We start from the raw sequence: 15,938 nt of genomic DNA, 5'->3' as shown, positions 1-15,938 counted from the left end.
CTCGTGGGCGGTGGCAAATCCGACGAGAGGAACCGCGGTGCAACCCGGTCAGCCCAACATGCAGCAGATCCTCCAGCAGGCGCAGCAGATGCAGCAGCAGCTCGTCACCGCGCAGGAGGAGCTCGCCGAAGCCGAGGTCACCGGCACGGCAGGCGGCGGCCTCGTGACCGCCGTCGTGTCCGGCGCGGGCGAGCTGAAGAGCCTCGACATCGACCCGAAGGTGGTCGACCCCGAGGACGTCGAGACCCTGGCCGACCTCGTGGTCGCCGCGGTCCGCGACGCCAACCGCGCCGCGCAGGAACTCGCCGCCCAGAAGATGGGCCCACTCGCCGGTGGCATGGGCGGCATGGGTGACCTCGGCGGTCTGGGCGGGTTGCTCGGCTGATGTACGAAGGTCCCGTTCAGGACTTGATCGACGAACTCGGCCGGTTGCCGGGCGTCGGGCCCAAGAGCGCGCAGCGCATCGCCTTCCACCTGCTGGCGGCCGAACCCGCCGACATCGGCCGTCTCCAGGACGCGTTGCAGAAGGTCAAGGAGGGCGTCGTGTTCTGCGACGTCTGCGGCAACGTCTCGGCCGAGACGACCTGCCGGATCTGCCGCGACGCCAAGCGCGACGTGACGCTGATCTGCGTGGTCGAGGAACCGAAGGACGTGCTCGCGGTCGAGCGGACCCGCGAGTTCAAGGGCCGCTACCACGTGCTGGGCGGGGCGCTGGACCCGTTGTCCGGTGTCGGGCCGGACCAGTTGCGGATCCGCCAGCTCCTGCAGCGGATCGGCAACCAGGTCGACGGCAAGGACGTCGCGGAGATCATCATCGCGACCGACCCGAACACCGAGGGCGAGGCGACCGCGACCTACCTGGTCCGGATGCTCCGCGACTTCCCCGGCCTGACCGTCACGCGCCTCGCGTCCGGTCTGCCGATGGGCGGCGACCTGGAGTTCGCCGACGAGCTGACGCTGGGCAGGGCAATGTCAGGCCGTAGGGTCGTTTAACAACAGGATCTCGAATCGGCCCACCACGCGAGGCCGCGTCGGTAGGTCGGGTCACCATTTTTTCGAGCCGGGCGGGGACGAAGTCTCTGTCCGGGTCGAAAAAATCGGGGCACGAACTGCCGACTTATGGCGGCCGAGCCGCCGTCTCCGGAGGAGCGGCCATGAAACTAGTCGCGGTCGACGGGCCTTCCGGTGCGGGGAAGTCGACGGTGGCTCGTGCGTTGGCGATGGAGATGGACGCGACCGTCGTGCCGACCGACCACTTCGCCACCTGGGACGACCCGGTGGCGTGGTGGCCGCGTCTGCTCGACGGCGTGATCGATCCGCTGTCCCGCGGCGAGTCGGGCCGCTACCAGCGGATGGACTGGTCGGAGGGGTGGCCGAGGCTCGGCGGGTGGGTCGTCGTCGAGCCCGCCGCCGTGCTGATCGTCGAAGGCGTGTCGGCAGCTCGTCGGTCGATCGCACCGCGCCTGGACCTCGCGCTCTGGGTCGACGGCCCGGACGAGGCCGAACGGTTGGAGCGCGCGGTGGCGCGGGACGGCGAGAAGAGCCGGGCCCGCCTGCGCCGCTGGCAGGAGTTCGAACGCGGCTGGTTCGCGGTCGACGACACCCGCGCCCGCGCCGACCAGGTGCTCTAGCCGAGCATGCTCCGCAGCGGCAGGGCCTCGGGGGCGCCGATCTCCGTGTACAGCTCCAGCGCCTGCCGCCGCTGGTCGTCGGTATCGCTCGCGTCGCCCGCGAGCTGGAGCGCCCGCGCGTGCACCAGCCGCTGGCCGGTGGCGGCGCTCAGGTCCACGGCTCGCCGCGCGCACTCCAGCGCCCGCTCCTGGTCGCCCGTGTCCAGGTGCAGCCTGCCGAGCAGCACGAGCACGTCGACCTCGGCGATCCGCAGCCGGTAGGAGACGGCGCTGTCGAACGCGAGCGACGCGGACCGCATCGCCTCGTCGAGCCGGTGGGCAGCGCGGTGCGCCCGTGCGATGCCCTTGCGGGCCGCGCAGATGCCCCACGGGTAGCTGGTCTCCTCGGCGATGCGCAGCGCCTCGACGTGCTGCCGCAGCGACTCCTCGTGCCCGCCGAGCCCGTCGAGGGCTTCGCCGAGCACGTTGCGGGCGTCGCAGACGCTCTTGAGGTTCCCGGACTCCTCCGCCAGCGCCAGCGCCTTCTCGGCCTCCTCGACGGCTTCCGCGCCCCACCCGCGCATCGTGTGAGCCTGTGCCAGTCCCTCGTGCGGGAGGTTCGCGAAGCTGCGGGCGGCGGCCTGGCTGTAGAGGACGCCCGCCCGTTCGAACAGCGCGGCGGCCCGGTCGGGGTGGCCCTGGAGGAGGTGGACCTCGCCGAGCGCGCGGTGGCTGTTCGCCTGCGTCATCCACGCGTCGAGCCGGTTGCCGACCTCCAGCGAGCCCTCGAACGAGCTGGTCGCGCGGTCGAGCTGGCCGAGCAGCAGGTAGACGCCGCCGAGGTTGAGCAGCGCGATGCCCTCCTGCTGCGACGCGCCGATCTCGCGGGTGATCGCGAGCGCGCTCTCCAGGTGGTGCGCGGCCTGCTCCAGTTCGCCGAGGTCGATGTAGACGGTGCCGACGTTCGACAGGACGGCGGCGTTCGCGGCGGGGGCGGTGGCGCCGCGCTCCTGGATGGGGAACGTCCGCTGGTAGTAGTCGACGGCGACCCGGTGCTGGCCGATGGCCCAGTAGAGGGTGCCGAGCGAGGACAGCATCGCGACCTCGCCGACCTCGTCGCCGATCCGCTGCGCCACGAGGAGGCCCGACTTCGCGGTCGCCAGCCACTCCACGGGCAGGCCCTGCACGTAGAAGTAGCGGCGCAGGGCGTCGGCGAGCTGCCAGCAGTCGGCGCTGGGTTCGCGGCCCCCGGCGTGCACGACGAGCGCCACGAGGTTGGCGCGTTCGGCGTCGAGCCACGCCAGCGCGTCGTCCGGGGCGCAGAACGTCTGCGGCACCACGTCGGACTCCGCGGCCTCCCTCGGCAGGCGCATGAGGGTGTTCTTCAGGGCGTCGGTCGCGTTGTCGACCGACCGGATCGCCCAGTCCAGGAGCCTGCGGAACGCCTGCTCGCACTCGGCGGGGTCGTCCTCGAACGCGAGCCGCTCGGCGGCGTAGTCGCGCAGCAGGTCGTGGAACTGGTAGCGGCCGGGCGCGTGGTTGTCGACCAGGTTCGCCGTCGCCAGCCGGTCCAGCCGCCTCCGGGCGTCCTGCGTGGTGAGCCCGCCGAGCGCCGCGGCCACGTCCGGCGTGATGTCGGTGCCCGGTGTGATGCTGAGCAGCCGGAAGAGCTGCGCCAGCTCGGGTTTCAGCGCCGCGTAGGAGAGGTCGAACGCCGCGTGCACGGCCGCCCGCTCATCGCCCTCGACGGTCAGCGCGGCCAGTCGGTTGCCCGCCCGCAGCTCGTCGACGTAGGAGTCGATGGTGACCTCCGGGCGGCTCAGCAGGTTCGCCGCGGCGATCCGCAGCGCGAGCGGCAGGTGCGCGCACAGCGCGGTCAGCTCGTCCGCGGCGGCGCTCTGCTCGCGGACGACGTCCTCGCCGAGCATGCCGGAGAGCAGCGCCTTGGCCTCCTCGTCGTCGAGGACGTCGAGGCGCACGTTGCTCGCCGCGTGGCTCACGGCCAGGCCGCGCAGCGTGTCGCGGCTGGTCACGAGCACCGCGCAGCCGGGGGAGCCGGGCAGCAGCGGGCGGATCTGCTCCGCGTTGGCCGCGTTGTCCAGCAGCAGCAACACCTGCTGGTCGGTGATGCGCGACCGGAACATCGCCTCCTGCTCGTCCTGGTCCAGCGGCACGGACTCGGGCGCCACGCCCAGCGCCCGCAGGAACCGGGGGAGCACGTCGATCGCGCTCAGCGGCGCGCCCCGCGCGTACCCGCGCAGGTTCACGTAGAGCTGCCCGTCCGGGAAGTTCGCCCTCATCTTGTGCGCGGCGTGCACGGCCAGCGCGGTCTTGCCGACCCCCGGCGGGCCCGCGAGCGTCACGACCGGGACCCCCTGCGCCGTCCTGAGCAGGGCTTCTATCAGCACGACGGCCTGCCCGCGGCCGACGAAGTCGCCGATGTCGGCGGGGAGCTGGGCGGGCACCACCCGGTCGCGCTTCGCCTGCGGCGCCGTCTTCGCCAGGTCCAGTTCGGGCGCGCCGACCAGCACCTGCTGGTGCACGCGCCGCAGCTCGTCACCGGGGTCGATGCCCAGCTCGTCGGCGAGCTGGTCGCGCACCCGCTGGTAGGCGCCCAGCGCGTCGCCCTGCCTGCCGGAGCGGTACTGGGCGAGCATCAACTGCGCCCACAGCCGTTCCCGCAGCGAGTGCTCGGCGGTGAGCCTGAGCAGTTCGGGGACCAGTTCGGCGTGCCTGCCCAGCTCCAGGTCCACGTCGACGCGCCGCTCGACGGCGTGCAGCCGCTGCTCGACCAGCCTCGGCACCTCGTCGCGGTGCAGGATCTCCGACGGCACGTCGATCATCGCCGGACCGCGCCACAGCGCCAGCGCCGTGGTGAACAGGCCGGACGCGGCGTGCAGGTTGCCCAGCGAGCGCTCCTGCTCGCCCTGGTCGACGAGACCGCCGAACCGGACGACGTCGATGGTCTTCTCGTCGACGTCGATCAGGTAGCCGTCCGGGACGGTGCGGATCGGCACGGCCCGGCCGAGGACCTGGCGGAGGCGCATCACGTACGTCTGGAGCGTGCCGCGGGCCCGTGCGGGAGGTTCGGCACCCCACACGTGCTCGGCCAGTTCGTCGACCGAGACGCCCGTCCCGGCGCGCAGCAGCAGCGACACCAGCAGTGAGCGCTGGCGGCCCGCGCGCACCGGCACCGGTTCGCCGTCGACCAGCACCTGGAGCGGTCCGAGGAAGCGGAACTCGACCTGCGAGCCCATCCGCGACCTCCTCCGCCCGTGTCCGAAGTCTCCCGGTCGGACCGCGCCGCCGCGCACCGACCCGACCTCTCCGTTGTACAGCCTAGGAGAGCGCTCACCGGATCGACGGTGGTCACGTTGGGTCAGCGCGTGTGCGCCGGACGTACCACAATGGCACTTCGCGTGGCCGTATCGTGACCTGTGCGGTTCCGGAAGGGCAACTTGCAACGGTTAGGGTCGGCGACCACACAGTGAGATCGTCGGATTCACCAAGGGGTGTTTGATGCTTCAATCCCGAACGGCTCGGAGCCGTTGGCTGGCCGCGATCGGCCTGGTCGGCGTCTCCGCGCTCGCCTTGTCCGCCTGCGCTCAATCAGAGCGCGGGACCGACAGCGCCGGATCCGGCAAAGTAGGTGGCACGTTCACCTTCGGCGCCGCCGGCGCGCCGAAGCTGTTCGACCCGTTCTACGCGACGGACGGCGAGACGTTCCGCGTCGCCCGCCAGATGTTCGAGGGGCTGACCACCTTCAAGCCCGGCACCGCCGAGCCCGCTCCCGAGCTCGCGGAGAGCTGGTCCCCCAGCTCCGACGGTCTCACCTGGACCTTCAAGCTCAAGCAGAACGTCAAGTTCCACGACGGCTCGGCGTTCGACGCCGCGGCCGTCTGCGCGAACTTCGACCGCTGGTACAACCAGAAGGGCGCAGGCACGTCCGACGCCGTGTCCCAGTACTACGTGGACAACTTCGGCGGCTTCGCCGACGGCGCCAAGCCCTCCCTGTACAAGTCGTGCAGCGCGAAGGACGCGGGCACCGCCGAGGTCGTGCTGACCGCGGTGACGTCCAAGTTCCCGGACATCCTGGGCCTGCCCTCGTTCTCCATGCAGAGCCCGACGGCGCTCAAGCAGTACGACGCCGACAACGTGCAGGCGCAGGGCGACAGCTTCGTGTTCCCGGCGTACGCGACCGAGCACCCGACCGGTACCGGTCCGTTCAAGTTCGGCGCGTACGACAAGGCCAACAACACGGTCGAACTCGTCCGCAACGACGACTACCACGGCACCAAGGCGAAGCTGGACAAGGTCGTCTTCCGGATCATCCCGGACGAGACCGCCCGCAAGCAGGCGCTCCAGTCCGGTGACATCGACGGCTACGACTTCCCGGCCGCCGCCGACTGGGACGGCCTGAAGAAGGACGGCTTCAACGTCGCCATCCGGCCCGCGTTCAACGTCATGTACTTCGGCATCAACCAGTCCGGCAACCCGGCGCTGAAGGACCTGAAGGTGCGCCAGGCGCTGGCCTACGCGATCAACCGCGAGCAGCTCGTCAAGTCCCAGCTCCCCGAGGGCGCGAAGGTCGCGGACGAGTTCATCCCGGAGACCGTCGGCGGTTACACCAAGGACGTCACCAAGTACCCGTACGACGTGGAGAAGGCCAAGGCCCTCCTCACCGAGGCGGGCGCGACCGGTCTGACGCTGAAGTTCTACTGGCCCAGCGAGGTCACCCGCCCGTACATGCCCAGCCCGAAGGACATCTACGGCGCCATCGCCGCGGACCTGGAGAAGGCCGGCATCAAGGTCGAGGCCGTCACCAAGCCGTGGAACGGCGGTTACCTCACCGACGTCGACCAGAAGGTGCCGGACGTGTTCCTGCTCGGCTGGACCGGTGACACCGGTTCCGCCGACAACTGGATCGGCACGTTCTTCGGCAACCCGGAGAACCGGTTCAGCACCGGCACCTCCCCGTGGGGCGCCACCCTCGCGGCCGACCTGAAGAAGGCCGACTCGACCCCGGACCGCGACGCGCGGCTCAAGGCGTACGAGGCCCTCAACAAGCAGATCATGGCCGAGTACCTGCCCGCCGTCCCGATCTCGCACTCGCCGCCCGCGCTGGTGCTCAAGTCGGACATCAAGGGCATCACGCCCAGCCCTCTCACCGACGAGAAGTTCGGCCCCGCCAGCAAGGGCTGAACCGGGACCGACCGTCGTCAGAGAGAACAACTAGAGAGAACAACGGGGTAGGTACGTGCTCCGCTACACCGTAAGGCGGCTCATCCAGCTGCTCGGCGTGGTGCTGGTGCTCTCGTTGCTCGTCTTCGCGTGGTTGCGCGCACTCCCAGGAGGGCCGGCTTCGGCCCTCCTGGGGGACCGCGGGACCGACGAATCACGAGCGGCGTTGGAGAAGCAACTCGGTCTCGACCAGCCGATTTTCATCCAGTACTTCAAATTCCTCGGTCGAGCCCTGACCGGGGACTTCGGCAACTCGACCGGGGTCCAGCCGGGTGACTCGGTGGTCGACATCTTCGTCCAGCGGTTCCCGGCGACCCTGGAACTCAGCATCTTCGCGATCATCCTCGCGGTGGTCGTCGGCATCCCGCTCGGTTACGTCGCGGCCAAGCGCCGCGGCACCTGGTTCGACAACCTGAGCGTCGGCGGGTCCCTGATCGGTGTCGCCGTCCCGGTCTTCTTCCTCGCCTTCGTGCTCAAGGAAGTCCTCGCGTCCAAGCTCGGCCTCCCCTCGGTGGGCAGGCAGGACGCCATCGGCGCGACCAGGGTCACCGGCTTCTTCGTCCTCGACGGCCTGATCACGCAGGAGTGGGACGCGGCGTGGAACGCGCTCAAGCACCTGTTCCTGCCCGCCGCCGCGCTCGCCACGATCCCGTTCGCGGTCATCTTCCGCATCACCAGGGCCGCCGTGCTCGACGTGATGGACGAGGACTACGTGCGGACGGCCGAGGCGAAGGGCCTCACCGCACCGCTGGTGCGCCGCCGCCACGTGCTGCGCAACGCGATGCTCCCGGTGGTCACCACCATCGGCCTGCAGATCGGCGCGCTGCTCGCGGGCGCCGTGCTGACCGAGAAGGTCTTCGCCTTCCCAGGGGTCGGCGAGGCGCTCGCCCTCGGCTTCGAACGGCGTGACTACCCGGTCCTGCAAATGCTCATCATGGTCGCCGCGATCGTGTACGTGGTCGTCAACCTGCTGGTCGACCTGTCCTACGCGCTGATCGACCCGCGGATCAGGACGAGGTAGCGCCATGGCCATCGGTACCAAGAAGGAGCGCATCGACTCGCTCGCCGAGTCGACCGCCGACGACTCCGGGGTCAGCCTCGCGGCCAGCGCGTGGAAGCGCCTGCGCCGCAGCCCGGTGTTCCTGTTCGGCTCGTTCATCATCATCGCGTTCATCATCATCGCGATCATCGCGCCGTGGATCGCGCCGCACGACCCGTCCGCCAGGGACCTGGCGGACCAGGTCATCAAGGCGCGCAACCAGATCCCCGAGCCGCAGCCGGGCCACCCGCTCGGCGGTGACCTCCAGGGCCGCGACTTCCTGTCGCGCCTGCTCGTCGGCGCCCAGCAGACCCTGCTCGTGGGTGTGTTCGCCACGCTGATCGGCCTGGTGGGCGGTCTCGCGCTCGGCACGCTCGCGGGCGCGTTCGGCGGCTGGGTCGACTCGCTGGTCATGCGGATCGTCGACGTCATGCTGTCGATCCCGCAGCTCCTGCTGGCGTTCGGCATCGGCGCGCTGTTCGCGAAGCCGAACCTGTTCACCGTCATCCTCGCGGTGTCGATCGTGCAGATCCCGGTGTTCGCCCGGCTGCTGCGCGGGTCGATGCTGGCGCAGAGGGGCAGCGACCACGTGCTCGCGGCGACGTCGCTCGGCGTGAAGCCGGGGGCGATCGTGTTCCGGCACATGCTGCCCAACTCGCTCGGCCCGGTGATCGTGCAGTCCACGCTGGTGCTGGCGACGTCGATCATCGACGCCGCCGCGCTGTCGTTCCTCGGGCTCGGCAACCCGGACGACCGGATCCCCGAGTGGGGCCAGATGCTCGGCGGCGCCCAGACCGTGATCGACACGCACCCGCAGCTCGCGTTCTGGCCCGCGGGCTGCATCATCGCCATCGCGCTGGGCTTCACGCTCGTCGGTGAGTCCCTGCGCGACGCGCTCGACCCGAAGAACAGGCGGTGAGTTCGGTGGCACTACTGGAAGTTCGTGACCTCACCGTGGAGTTCCACCGCAAGGGCGAGGAGCCCTTCACCGCGGTGGACCGCGTCAGCTTCGACGTCGAACCCGGCCAGACCGTCGGCCTGGTCGGCGAGTCGGGCTGCGGCAAGTCCGTCACCTCGCTCGCGATCATGGGCCTGCTGCCCAAGCGCGGCGCGAAGGTCAGCGGCACGGTGAACTTCGAGGGGACGGACCTGCTCACGTTGTCGGACAAGCAGTTGCGCGACAAGCGCGGCCGCGACCTCGGCATGGTGTTCCAGGACCCGTTGTCGTCGTTGAACCCCGTCATCCCGATCGGCCTCCAGGTGACCGAGGTGCTGGAACGGCACCAGGGCCTGTCCCGCAAGAAGGCCATGGTCGAGGCGGCCGACCTGCTCGACAAGGTCGGCATCCCCGACCCGACGCGCAGGCTGTCGGAGTACCCGCACCAGTTGTCCGGCGGCATGCGGCAGCGCGCGCTCATCGCCATCGCGCTGGCGTGCAAGCCGAGGCTGCTGATCGCGGACGAGCCGACGACCGCGCTGGACGTCACCATCCAGGCCCAGATCCTGGCCCTGCTCAAGGGGCTGGTCCAGGACCTCGGCACGGCGCTGGTGATGATCACGCACGACCTGGGCGTCGTGGCCGGGCTGTGCGACGAGGTGAACGTCCTCTACGGCGGTCGGGTCGTGGAGAAGGCGCAGCGGCACGAGCTGTTCGCGGAGCCGCGCCACCCGTACACGCACGGCCTGCTCGCCTCGATCCCCCGGTTGGACGCCCCCAGGGGCGAGCGGCTGAACCCGATCCGGGGTTCGGTCGCGGACAACATCCCGTGGGACCACGCGTGCGCGTTCGCCCCGCGCTGCCCCAACGCGCTCGACCTCTGCCGCGAGCAGACGCCGGTCCAGGAGGACCTGGGCGGCGGCAGGCTGTTGCGCTGCCACAACCCCGTGCAGCCCGAGGTGCCGCAGGAGGTGTCGGCATGACCGCTCCGCTGGTGTCCATCGAGGGCATCAAGGTGCACTTCCCGATCAAGCGGGGTGTCATCCTCGACCGCACAGTCGGCCACGTCTACGCCGTGGACGGCGTCGACCTGGAGATCCACCGCGGCGAGACCTACGGCCTCGTCGGCGAGTCGGGGTGCGGCAAGTCGACGCTGGGTCGCGGCGTCCTCCGGCTCACCGAGCCGACGGCGGGCAGGGTCGTCTTCGACGGCACCGACCTGACGTCGCTCAAGGGCGAGGGCCTCCGGACGATGCGCCGTCGCATGCAGATGGTGTTCCAGGACCCCATGTCCTCGTTGGACCCGAGGCAGTCGGTCGAGTCCATCCTGGTCGAGGGCCTGCACGCCCACGGCCTGGACAAGGACAAGGCGGCGACGAGCAAGCGGCTGCGGTCGCTGCTGTCCTCGGTGGGCCTGCCGTCGACGTCGCTGCGCAAGTACCCGCACGAGTTCTCGGGCGGCCAGCGCCAGCGCATCGGCATCGCGCGGGCACTGGCGGTGGAACCGGACCTGATCATCGCCGACGAGCCGGTCTCCGCGCTGGACGTCTCGGTGCAGGCCCAGGTCGTGAACCTGCTGGAGGACCTGCAGGAGGAGTTCGGCCTCACGTACCTGGTCATCGCCCACGACCTCGCGGTGGTCCGGCACATCTCGGACCGCGTCGGCGTCATGTACCTGGGCGGTCTGGTCGAGGAAGCCACGTCGGACGACCTCTACGCCGAACCGCTCCACCCGTACACCAGGGCCCTGCTCTCCGCGATCCCCGTTCCGGACCCGGAGGTCGAGGACCGGCGGGAGCGCATCCTGCTGCAAGGCGACCTGCCCTCACCGGCGAACCCGCCGACGGGCTGCCGCTTCCACACCAGGTGCCCGTGGCGGCAGAACACCAGGTGCGACACCGAGAGGCCGGTGCTCCGCGAGATCGAGCCGGGCCACAAGGTGGCGTGCCACTGGGCGGAGGACATCCGCGGCGGGCAGATCAAACCGCACGCCGTGGAGGCCGTGCTGGTCGAGGAGGACGGCATCTCGCCGGACATCCCCCTCGTGGGCCCGGTTTCGGTGACCGAGGCGCTCAACCCGTAGGCGCAGAACGAAGAGGAACGGCCCGCAGACCCCCCGCTGCGGGCCGTTCCCGTTCCAGGGGGCCGCTCAGGCGGGCCAGCGGGGCGAGCGGCCCAGCCGTCCCACCAACCGGTCCGTCGTGGAGGCGGTGTCCGGCACGTCCACGGGAGGGGCGAACGACGCGATGCCCGGCGGGTAGCGCCGGGTGATCCGCAGCGCGGCGTCGGCCAAGTCCTCCTCGAACTCGTACTCCTGCCCCAGCGCCCGCGCGAGGTCCCAGGCGTGGATCAGGTTGTCCACGAAGTGCGCGGCCACCAGCGTCCGCCCGCTCTGCCTGCCGAAACCGGGGAACTCCCACTCGCCCTCGAGCATCCCGGCACGGTCGAACGTGGCCCAGGCCTCCGACACCGCGGCCTGGTAGACCCCCAGCGGGTCGGCCCCCAGTGGCACGCGCGCCACGTCCCAGGACGCCCCGCCGGTGCCTGCCGTGAACGCCGTCGTCGACTCGACCTGGTGCTGGATCAGCTCCCGCACGGTCCACTCGACGCACGGCGTGGCCAGGTCCAGTTCCGCCTCGCCCAACCCGTCGATGAGCGAGAAGTTCAGCTCGCAGGCACGGCGGTCCAACTCCACGAGATCCAGCACGACAACCCCCATCAGGTAACTGTACGAACGGTCGTACTATTACTTGACGGCGAGACCCTGTCAACCGAGGGAGCTACCGTGACCACCGTGGTGAACCCGGACGGCAGGCTGGAACGCGGCGAGCAGACCCGACGACTCATCCTCAGGCGAGCCGCGGACATCGCCTCGGTGGAAGGGCTGGAAGGCCTGTCCATCGGCCGCCTGTCCACCGAGCTGGAGATCAGCAAGAGCGGCGTCTTCGCCCACTTCGGCTCGAAGGAGGAACTCCAGCTCGCCACCGTCAGGGCCGCCAAGAAGATCTTCATCGACGAGGTCATCACCCCGGCGCTCCAGCGGGAGGCGGGACTGCCGCGCCTCCGAGCGCTGTGCGAGGGCTGGCTCGGCTACTCCGAGCACCGCACCTTCCCCGGCGGCTGCTTCTTCGCCGCCGTGCAGCCGGAGTTCAGCTCACGGCCGGGGCGGGTCAGGGACGCCGTCGCCGAAGCGGGCACCGGGTGGTCCGACCTCATCCGCGACCAGGCCGGGAAGTCGGACCTCGACGCCGACCCGGCCCAGGTGGCCTTCGAGGTCATCGCCTTCATGGAGGCGGCCAACGTCCAGGCCATCCTGCACAGCGACCCGGACGCCTACGACCGGGCCCGCGCGGCCATCCGCGCCAGGCTCACACCGCGACGGTCGTAGCCGCCTCGGCGGGCACGACCCGCCGCTGAGCGGCCCGGATCACCATCCCGGCGGGCACGCTGATCACCAGCGCCACGCCGAGCGAGATCAGCAGCGCCAACGCGGGCTCGGACACGACCTGCCCGCCGACGTACCCGAGCAGCGCCGCGTAGGCGCTCCACAGCGTCGCCCCGATGACCGCCACCGGCGCGAACCTGCGCCGCGGCCACCGCAGCGACCCGGCCAGCACCGCCCCGACGATCCCGCCGCCCGGCACGAACCGGATCGCCACCAGGATCGACTCGCCCCGGTCGGCGAGCTGCCCGGTGGTCCAGGACACCAGTGCCCGCGACCCCGCGCTCCGGTTGAGCCGCTTCAACGCCCGGACCCCCAGGCCCCGGCCCAGCCGGAAGTTCACGAAGTCGGCGATCGTGCAGCCCACCGCCGCCACGACGATCACCCAGACCAGCGGCAGGTCACCCGCCGCGGCGAGCACCCCGTACCCGATCAGCACCGCCTCGGTGGGCGCGAGCGGCACCACCGCGACCAGGAACAGCACGAGCAGGCTCGCCACGGCAGTGTTCACATCCCGTGCAACGCGCGGCGGGCGGAATCGGCGTCGCCCGCGCGACAACTTCAGCATTCCCACAGCTAGTGCCGTGCGCCACTGGCCGAACAGGACCGGGTAGACCGGCCGGGAACTTCAGCAATCCCGCCCGTACTGGCAGGATCCGCCCGTGCACATCAACGAGTGGCTCCAGACGATCCCGCCGATGGCGATCATCCTCCTGGTCGGCTTCGTGATCGGCTTCGAGAGCCTCGGCATCCCGCTGCCCGGTGAGATCGTGCTGGTCAGCGCCGCGCTCCTGTCCGCGCAGCACGTCGTGAGCCCGGTGGCCGTGGCGTTGGCGGCCATCACCGGCGCCATCGTGGGCGACTCGATCGGCTACACGATCGGGCGTCGGGGCGGCAAACCGCTGTTCGTCTGGGCGGGCAACAAGTTCCCGAAGCACTTCGGACCCGCGCACCTGGCGACGGCGGAACGGGCGTTCGAGCGCTGGGGCATGTGGGCCGTCTTCTTCGGACGGTTCATCGCGCTGCTGCGCATCTTCGCCGGGCCGCTCGCGGGCGCGCTCCACATGCGCTACTGGAAGTTCCTCACGGCGAACGCGCTCGGCGGCATCGTGTGGGCGGGCGGCACCACCGCCGTCATTTACTACGTCGGCATCGTCGCGGAGACGTGGCTCAAGCGCTTCTCGTGGGTCGGCCTGCTCGCGGCCGTCCTCTTCGGCATCGGCACCGCGCTGTTCATGAAGCGTCGCGCCGCGAAGATGGCCGAGAAGATGGAGGCGGAGTCCACCGAAGTGGACCCCGCCGCCAAGCTCGCCTAGCGGTTCGCCCGGTTCACGGCCGACACGATGCCCGTGAGGGCGGCGGCGGTCGTCGAGTGGTCGATGCCGACGCCCCACAGGACGCGGTCGCCGACGGCGCACTCCAGGTACGCGGCGGCGCGGGCGTCGTCACCCGCGGTGAGGGCGTGCTCCACGTAGTCCAGCACCCGCACGTCGTAGCCGACGGACGCCAGCGCGTCCACGAACGCGGCGATCGGGCCGTTGCCGTTGCCGGTGATCTCGACCTTCTCGCCGTCCGCCCAGAGGGTCACGGCGATCTCCGCGTGACCGCTGTCGTCGCTGGAGATCCGGTGCCCGACCAGCTTCAGCGGGACGGCCGGGTTCAGGTACTCCTCGGAGAACGCGTCCCACATGTCCTTGGGCCCGATCTCGCCGCCGTGGGTGTCCGTGACCTCCTGGATCACCCGCGAGAACTCGACCTGGAGCCTGCGCGGCAGGTCCAGGTGGTGCTCGGTCTTCATCAGGTACGCGACGCCGCCCTTGCCGGACTGCGAGTTGACCCGGATGACGGCCTCGTAGTTGCGGCCGACGTCCTTCGGGTCGATCGGCAGGTACGGGACCTCCCACGGGTAGGAGTCCACGTGCTGGTCCGCGGCCTTGGCCTCGTCCTCCAGCGCCTCCAGGCCCTTCTTGATCGCGTCCTGGTGGCTGCCGGAGAAGGCGGTGAACACCAGGTCACCGCCGTACGGGTGGCGCTCGGGCACGGGGAGCTGGTTGCAGTACTCGACCGTGCGGCGGATCTCGTCGATGTCGGAGAAGTCGATCTGCGGGTCGACGCCCTGGCTGAAGATGTTCATGCCCAGCGTCACCAGGCACACGTTGCCGGTGCGCTCGCCGTTGCCGAACAGGCAGCCCTCGATGCGGTCGGCGCCCGCCAGGTAGCCCAGCTCGGCGGCGGCGACACCCGTGCCGCGGTCGTTGTGCGGGTGCAGCGACAGGACGATCGAGTCGCGGCGGGCCAGGTTGCGCGACATCCACTCGATGGAGTCGGCGTAGACGTTCGGGGTCGCCATCTCGACGGTGGCGGGCAGGTTGATGATCATCGGCAGCTCGGGCGTCGGCTGGATGACCTCGCTGACCGCGTCGCACACCTCCAGGGCGTACGACAGCTCGGTGCCGGTGTAGGACTCGGGCGAGTACTCGTAGCGGAACTCGGTCTCCGGGTAGCCCTTCGCGACCTCCAGCGCGTAGACGGCGGCGTCCACGGCGATCTTCTTGATGCCCTCGCGGTCGGACTTGAACACGACGCGGCGCTGGAGGATCGAGGTCGAGTTGTAGAAGTGCACGATCGCGCGGGGCGCGTCCTTCAGCGACTCGAACGTCCGCTTGATCAGCTCGGGGCGGCACTGGGTCAGCACCTGGATGCTCACGTCGTCCGGGATCGCGCCGTCCTCGATGATCTCGCGGACGAAGTCGAAGTCGGTCTGGGACGCGGCCGGGAAGCCGACCTCGATCTCCTTGAAGCCCATCCGGACCAGCAGGTCGAACATCTTGCGCTTGCGGGCCGGTGACATCGGGTCGATCAGCGCCTGGTTGCCGTCGCGCAGGTCGACGGCGCACCACTGCGGGGCCCTGGTGATGGTCTTGCCCGGCCAGGTCCGGTCGGGTACCGACACGGGTTCCACGGCCTCGGCGAACGAGCGGTAGCGGTGGAACGGCATCGAGCTGCCGCGCTGGGTGTTCCACCCCGGCTGGTCGGCGGGCGCGGGCCGGGACGGCGGGCGCAGTCGGCTGGTGCCGGAGGTGTACGCGTCAGGGCTGGTGGTCATGATCGTGGGTCTCCTGCTGGTCGCTGGAAAGGCAGACGACCGGCGGCACTGCTCGACTCCGCGACGGGGGGCCGGTCTGGTCAGACCCCGTCACGGCAGCGAAGCAGGAGGGCACGCGCCACGGTCGACACCCTACCCAGAATTCCGCCCGAGACCGAACCGTTGGACCACATGGTGGAATTTCGCCCGTTCGTGTTTCGCCGCACGCGTGTACGGGAACTTCTTTCACATGTCCAGATGGCGTACAGGAACTCGTAGCGGCAGCTACACGGCTGCCAGGGTGATCAGCGGTGTTGGCGCGCTGTTCGCGATCATCGAGATCATCTACATCTTGATGATCGTGCTCGGCGCTAACCAGGCCAACGCGTTCTTCTCGTTCGTGCAGTCGCTCGCCGGTCCTCTGGCGCTCTTCTTCCCGGGCCTGTTCCAGTTCGACAACTACAACCTGGCCGTCATCGTGAACTACGGCCTCGCCGCCGTCTTCTGGCTCGTGGTCACGGGCCTCATCGCCCGCCTCATCGCTCGCTAGCTACTGGTGGGTAAGCCTGTGCCACACTGGGTGG

15 protein-coding genes are annotated in these 15,938 nt (G+C 70.2%); 11 read left to right on the top strand and 4 right to left on the bottom strand.

The features are described from left to right. Positions 1-37: 37 nt before the first annotated feature. The 3 genes from NZH93_RS41855 to NZH93_RS41845 all read left to right on the top strand — a co-directional run bounded on the left by NZH93_RS41855 (position 38) and on the right by NZH93_RS41845 (position 1,631). Positions 38-385, top strand: coding sequence for a YbaB/EbfC family nucleoid-associated protein (locus tag NZH93_RS41855; protein WP_259628890.1), 348 nt, complete (start codon positions 38-40; stop codon positions 383-385). Next, entirely contained in the window at positions 385-993 is a 609-nt protein-coding gene (recR, locus tag NZH93_RS41850; protein ID WP_259628889.1) for a recombination mediator RecR, read from the top strand. Before NZH93_RS41855 ends, recR begins: the two co-directional genes overlap by 1 nt. A 161-nt stretch (positions 994-1,154) precedes the next feature. Further along, positions 1,155-1,631, top strand: a complete 477-nt coding sequence (locus NZH93_RS41845) for a uridine kinase family protein (protein WP_259628888.1) — start codon at positions 1,155-1,157, stop codon at positions 1,629-1,631. On the opposite strand, the gene NZH93_RS41840 is transcribed toward NZH93_RS41845, so the two are convergent. After that, a complete protein-coding gene (locus tag NZH93_RS41840; RefSeq protein ID WP_259628887.1) occupies positions 1,628-4,867 on the bottom strand; it encodes an AfsR/SARP family transcriptional regulator in 3,240 nt (1,079 codons plus the stop codon). The genes NZH93_RS41845 and NZH93_RS41840 overlap by 4 nt on opposite strands. Positions 4,868-5,129: 262 nt before the next feature. On the opposite strand from NZH93_RS41840, the gene NZH93_RS41835 reads away from it, so the two are divergent. Genes NZH93_RS41835 through NZH93_RS41815 form a run of 5 tightly spaced genes read left to right on the top strand, consistent with a single transcriptional unit; the run spans position 5,130 to position 10,910 of the window. Beyond that, positions 5,130-6,812: an ABC transporter substrate-binding protein gene (locus tag NZH93_RS41835; protein ID WP_259628886.1), complete on the top strand. Its 1,683-nt coding sequence runs from the start codon at positions 5,130-5,132 to the stop codon at positions 6,810-6,812. A gap of 55 nt (positions 6,813-6,867) precedes the next feature. Continuing rightward, on the top strand, positions 6,868-7,872 hold the full coding sequence (locus NZH93_RS41830; RefSeq protein WP_259628885.1) for an ABC transporter permease: 1,005 nt from the start codon (positions 6,868-6,870) through the stop codon (positions 7,870-7,872). 4 nt (positions 7,873-7,876) lie between these two features. Then, the gene (locus NZH93_RS41825) at positions 7,877-8,809 is read left to right on the top strand and encodes an ABC transporter permease (RefSeq protein WP_259628884.1); all 933 of its coding nucleotides are present in this window, start codon (positions 7,877-7,879) and stop codon (positions 8,807-8,809) included. Between the two features lie 5 nt (positions 8,810-8,814). Next, entirely contained in the window at positions 8,815-9,810 is a 996-nt protein-coding gene (locus NZH93_RS41820) for an ABC transporter ATP-binding protein (RefSeq protein WP_259628883.1), read from the top strand. Continuing rightward, positions 9,807-10,910, top strand: coding sequence for an ABC transporter ATP-binding protein (locus tag NZH93_RS41815; protein ID WP_259628882.1), 1,104 nt, complete (start codon positions 9,807-9,809; stop codon positions 10,908-10,910). The genes NZH93_RS41820 and NZH93_RS41815 overlap by 4 nt, the downstream gene beginning before the upstream one ends. Positions 10,911-10,976: 66 nt before the next feature. On the opposite strand, the gene NZH93_RS41810 is transcribed toward NZH93_RS41815, so the two are convergent. Then, positions 10,977-11,546 carry a TIGR03086 family metal-binding protein gene (locus NZH93_RS41810; RefSeq protein WP_259628881.1) on the bottom strand — a complete coding sequence of 190 codons (570 nt, stop codon included), beginning with the start codon at positions 11,544-11,546 and terminating at the stop codon, positions 10,977-10,979. Between the two features lie 66 nt (positions 11,547-11,612). On the opposite strand from NZH93_RS41810, the gene NZH93_RS41805 reads away from it, so the two are divergent. After that, a complete protein-coding gene (locus NZH93_RS41805) occupies positions 11,613-12,215 on the top strand; it encodes a TetR/AcrR family transcriptional regulator (protein ID WP_259628880.1) in 603 nt (200 codons plus the stop codon). Here the strand turns inward: NZH93_RS41805 and NZH93_RS41800 are convergent. After that, a complete protein-coding gene (locus NZH93_RS41800; RefSeq protein ID WP_259628879.1) occupies positions 12,196-12,780 on the bottom strand; it encodes a DedA family protein in 585 nt (194 codons plus the stop codon). The genes NZH93_RS41805 and NZH93_RS41800 overlap by 20 nt on opposite strands. Before the next feature lie 151 nt (positions 12,781-12,931). Between NZH93_RS41800 and NZH93_RS41795 the strand changes: the two genes are divergently transcribed. Further along, positions 12,932-13,585 carry a DedA family protein gene (locus NZH93_RS41795; protein WP_259628878.1) on the top strand — a complete coding sequence of 218 codons (654 nt, stop codon included), beginning with the start codon at positions 12,932-12,934 and terminating at the stop codon, positions 13,583-13,585. On the opposite strand, the gene leuA is transcribed toward NZH93_RS41795, so the two are convergent. Continuing rightward, positions 13,582-15,375: a 2-isopropylmalate synthase gene (gene leuA, locus NZH93_RS41790; protein ID WP_259628877.1), complete on the bottom strand. Its 1,794-nt coding sequence runs from the start codon at positions 15,373-15,375 to the stop codon at positions 13,582-13,584. The two genes, NZH93_RS41795 and leuA, sit on opposite strands and share 4 nt — an antisense overlap. Before the next feature lie 229 nt (positions 15,376-15,604). Between leuA and NZH93_RS41785 the strand changes: the two genes are divergently transcribed. Further along, entirely contained in the window at positions 15,605-15,904 is a 300-nt protein-coding gene (locus NZH93_RS41785) for a hypothetical protein (protein WP_259628876.1), read from the top strand. The last annotated feature ends 34 nt before the right edge of the window (positions 15,905-15,938 follow it).

Origin of the sequence: Umezawaea endophytica, assembly GCF_025061645.1 — a bacterium.
GTDB classification, from domain to species: Bacteria; Actinomycetota; Actinomycetes; order Mycobacteriales; family Pseudonocardiaceae; genus Umezawaea; species Umezawaea endophytica.
This window is presented reverse-complemented; position numbering and strand designations above follow the sequence as displayed.

What these genes read in the sequence shown, in the direction of transcription:
- recR (WP_259628889.1), top strand. Translation starts at nt 385, where the DNA reads ATGTACGAAGGTCCCGTTCAGGACTTGATCGACGAACTCGGCCGGTTG.
- NZH93_RS41845 (WP_259628888.1), top strand. Translation starts at nt 1,155, where the DNA reads ATGAAACTAGTCGCGGTCGACGGGCCTTCCGGTGCGGGGAAGTCGACG.
- NZH93_RS41840 (WP_259628887.1), bottom strand. Translation starts at nt 4,867, where the DNA reads ATGGGCTCGCAGGTCGAGTTCCGCTTCCTCGGACCGCTCCAGGTGCTG.
- NZH93_RS41835 (WP_259628886.1), top strand. Translation starts at nt 5,130, where the DNA reads ATGCTTCAATCCCGAACGGCTCGGAGCCGTTGGCTGGCCGCGATCGGC.
- NZH93_RS41825 (WP_259628884.1), top strand. Translation starts at nt 7,877, where the DNA reads ATGGCCATCGGTACCAAGAAGGAGCGCATCGACTCGCTCGCCGAGTCG.
- NZH93_RS41815 (WP_259628882.1), top strand. Translation starts at nt 9,807, where the DNA reads ATGACCGCTCCGCTGGTGTCCATCGAGGGCATCAAGGTGCACTTCCCG.
- NZH93_RS41810 (WP_259628881.1), bottom strand. Translation starts at nt 11,546, where the DNA reads ATGGGGGTTGTCGTGCTGGATCTCGTGGAGTTGGACCGCCGTGCCTGC.
- leuA (WP_259628877.1), bottom strand. Translation starts at nt 15,375, where the DNA reads ATGACCACCAGCCCTGACGCGTACACCTCCGGCACCAGCCGACTGCGC.
- NZH93_RS41785 (WP_259628876.1), top strand. Translation starts at nt 15,605, where the DNA reads ATGTCCAGATGGCGTACAGGAACTCGTAGCGGCAGCTACACGGCTGCC.